Source organism: Arthrobacter sp. SAFR-023 (assembly GCF_051965295.1).
GTDB lineage: Bacteria > Actinomycetota > Actinomycetes > Actinomycetales > Micrococcaceae > Arthrobacter.
Map to the genome: position 1 here is coordinate 1 of NZ_JBQCMF010000040.1, position 2,925 is coordinate 2,925.

General features: G+C 65.9%; 3 protein-coding genes and 1 pseudogene. All 4 read left to right on the top strand.

All coding sequences use genetic code 11. The features are described 5' to 3' along the window. Positions 1–984 (top strand): annotated as a pseudogene (locus ACTHQX_RS21575) (glycine dehydrogenase (aminomethyl-transferring)); the annotation flags it as partial. Between the two features lie 3 nt (positions 985–987). Beyond that, positions 988–2,124 carry a glycine cleavage system aminomethyltransferase GcvT gene (gene gcvT, locus ACTHQX_RS21580; RefSeq protein ID WP_440159284.1) on the top strand — a complete coding sequence of 379 codons (1,137 nt, stop codon included), beginning with the start codon at positions 988–990 and terminating at the stop codon, positions 2,122–2,124. A gap of 79 nt (positions 2,125–2,203) precedes the next feature. Further along, positions 2,204–2,587 carry a glycine cleavage system protein GcvH gene (gene gcvH, locus ACTHQX_RS21585; protein WP_440159283.1) on the top strand — a complete coding sequence of 128 codons (384 nt, stop codon included), beginning with the start codon at positions 2,204–2,206 and terminating at the stop codon, positions 2,585–2,587. Positions 2,588–2,744: 157 nt separating this feature from the next. Further along, the coding region (locus ACTHQX_RS21590) for a serine dehydratase beta chain (RefSeq protein WP_440159282.1) at positions 2,745–2,925 on the top strand (181 nt) is incomplete at its 3' end.

The following is a 2,925-nucleotide window of genomic DNA, read 5'->3' on the forward strand; positions in this document are numbered from 1 at the left end:
ATCACCTACCCGTCCACGCACGGGGTGTACGACGCCGACGTCCGCGAGGTCTGCGACGCCATCCACGCGGCCGGCGGTCAGGTCTACGTGGACGGCGCCAACCTCAACGCGCTCGTGGGTCTGGCCCAGCCGGGGAAGTTCGGCGGCGACGTCTCGCACCTGAACCTGCACAAGACCTTCTGCATCCCGCATGGCGGTGGCGGTCCGGGCGTCGGTCCCGTTGCGGCCAAGGCGCACCTCGCTCCCTTCATGCCTGGCGATTCGAACAGCGCTTCGTTCGAAGGTGGTGTAGCGGGCGCTGTCGGATCAACAGGCGTCGCCATTTCCGCTTCGCGCTTCGGCTCCGCGGGCGTGCTGCCCATCTCCTGGGCCTACGTAAAGCTCATGGGCGGCGACGGCCTGACCGAAGCAACCAAGTCCGCGCTGCTGGCGGCGAACTACGTCGCTTCCCGGCTGAACGAGTTCTTCCCGGTCCTTTACACGGGCGACAGCGGGCTGGTGGCGCACGAGTGCATCCTGGACCTGCGCGGCCTCACGGCGAAAACCGGCGTCACCGCCGAGGACGTGGCCAAGCGCCTGATCGACTTCGGTTTCCACGCCCCCACGCTGGCGTTCCCTGTGGCCGGCACCCTGATGGTGGAGCCCACCGAGTCCGAGGACCTGGCCGAGATCGACCGGTTCATCGAGGCGATGATCACCATCCACGCCGAGATCGAGCAGGTCGCCAACGGCGACTTCACCGTGGAGAACTCCCCGTTGCGCAACGCACCCCACACGGCAGCCGCCGTCGTCAGTTCCCAGTGGGACCGTTCCTACCCCCGCGAGCAGGCCGCCTTCCCCGTTCCGTCACTCAGGCAGGACAAGTACTTTCCGCCGGTGGGCCGCATCGACGGCGCCGCAGGCGACCGGAACCTGGTTTGCTCCTGCCCGCCGATCGAAGACTTCGAGATTTCGACAAGCTCAATCACCGGATTGGAAAACTGACCAATGACCGAGAACTACACCGCCCTCTACGACCAGCACAAGAAGGCCGGCGCCTCGTTCACCGATTTCGGTGGCTGGCAGATGCCGCTCAAGTACACCTCCGAGCTTGCCGAACACCACGCCGTGCGCAACGCGGCAGGCCTGTTCGACCTCTCCCACATGGGGGAAGTCTGGGTGACGGGCCCGGACGCCGGCGCCTTCCTGGACTACGCCTTGGCCGGCAAACTGTCCGCCATCGCCGTCGGCAAGGCCAAGTACTCACTGATCTGTGACGCCGACGGCGGCATCATCGACGATCTGATCACGTACCGCCTTCCCGCGGCTGCGGACGGAACAGCCAAGTACCTGGTGGTCCCCAACGCCGGCAACGCCAAGGTGGTGGCCGCCGCCCTCGGCGAGCGCGCAGCGAAGTTTGACGTGGCCGTCGAGGACGTTTCGGCGGAGACCTCGCTGATCGCCGTGCAGGGGCCCAACGCGGAAGCCATCCTGCTCCAGCTGGTCCCGGCCGAACAGCACTCCCTGGTGACCGAGCTGAAGTACTACGCGGCCGTTGAAGTCGAAGTCAACAGTCAGGACCTCCTGCTCGCCCGCACCGGCTACACCGGTGAAGACGGTTTCGAAATCTACGTGCCCAACGACGACGCTGCCGGGTTGTGGGAGGCGCTTCTGGACGCGGGCGCCGCGCACGGACTGATCCCGGCGGGCCTGGCCTGCCGGGACTCGCTGCGCCTGGAAGCCGGCATGCCGCTCTACGGCAATGAGCTCTCGCGCCGCGTCAATGCCTACGCCGCGGGGCTGGGCCCGGTGGTGTCGCTGGCGAAGGAAAGCGACTTCGTGGGCAGGGAGGCACTGGCCGCGATCAAGGCAGCCGGCGTCGGTTCCACCATTGGACAAAGGCTCGTGGGCCTCAAGGGCCTGGGCCGGCGCGCTGCCCGCGGCCACTACCCGGTCCTCAAGGACGGCACCCTGGTGGGCGAGGTCACCTCCGGCCAGCCCTCCCCCACCCTCGGCTACCCGGTGGCGATGGCGTATGTCGACGTCGACTATTCCGAAGTTGGCACGGTCCTGGACGTAGACCTGCGGGGCAAGGCCGAGCGGTTCGAAGTGGTCGCCCTGCCCTTCTACAAGCGCTCCAACTAACCAGGTTTCGACAGGCTCAACCACCGGTGGTTGAGCCTGTCGAAACCACAAGGCACCTACACACGCTAAGGAAAATCACGTGAGCAAAGTCGTTTCTGAACTGAAGTACTCCGCCGAGCACGAGTGGGTTGCCGCCGACGGGGCCGGACCTGTGGGGATCGGGATCTCTGCTGTCGCGGCCGACGCCCTGGGCGACATCGTCTACGTGGACCTGCCCGAGGTTGGCTCCACGGTCACGGCCGGCGAAACCTGCGGCGAGGTGGAATCCACCAAGTCGGTCTCCGACCTCTACGCCCCGGTCACGGGTGAAGTGACCGAGATCAACGACGGCGTCGTCACGGATCCGGCCCTGATCAACAGCGACCCCTACGGCGCCGGTTGGCTGTTCAAGGTGGCCGTCACGGAAGAGGGCCCGCTGATGTCGGCCGAAGAATACGCAACAGCAAACGGCGGCGAACTCTAGCTCGCTCCTCCCTCCCTTCGCGGGCGTGGAGTCTTTGTACAGATACCGCGAGTTCGAGGCCCTTTTGAGCCCATTATCTGGACAAAAACTCCACCCCCACGTACCTCAAACCCTCCCCAGCCCGAACCGACCACAACTCTCCAGTTAGGAACCGACCATGGCTGTTGGCGTCTTTGATCTCTTCTCGATCGGCATTGGCCCTTCGTCCTCGCACACCGTTGGACCCATGCGGGCTGCGGCGGTGTTTGCGGAGGAGCTGACATCCTCCGGGAAGCTGGAGACCGTGGCGTCGCTGCGGGTGGACCTGTATGGCTCGCTCGCGGCAACCGGGCACGGGC